The sequence below is a fragment of the Frankia sp. Mgl5 genome, assembly GCF_023242985.1.
Taxonomy (GTDB): domain Bacteria; phylum Actinomycetota; class Actinomycetes; order Frankiales; family Frankiaceae; genus Parafrankia; species Parafrankia soli.
The window spans coordinates 1-250 of sequence record NZ_JALKFY010000248.1 but is presented as its reverse complement, the minus strand read 5'-3'; the positions used below and the strand labels follow the sequence as shown (position 1 = coordinate 250).

The 250-nt window shown below is 56.4% G+C and carries 1 pseudogene; it reads right to left on the bottom strand.

What is annotated here, in order from left to right:
• Positions 1 to 250, bottom strand: a pseudogene (locus MXD62_RS09215) (bifunctional 3,4-dihydroxy-2-butanone-4-phosphate synthase/GTP cyclohydrolase II); the annotation flags it as partial.

The following is a 250-nucleotide window of genomic DNA, read 5'->3' as shown; positions in this document are numbered from 1 at the left end:
GCTTCTCGTTCGCCTCTACCGTATCAAGTCCCTCTTCCTGCAGCTTGTACGCACGCAGCTTGTTAATCAGGCCGATCCCCCGACCTTCTTGACGCATGTATAGCAGGATCCCTTTTCCCGCCTGTTCGATCTTCGCAAGAGCTGCATGCAGCTGTGGACCGCAATCGCAGCGCAGTGAGCCGAACACATCGCCGGTCAAACATTCCGAGTGGACACGGACAAGCGTCGGTTCATCAGGGGTAATCTCTCC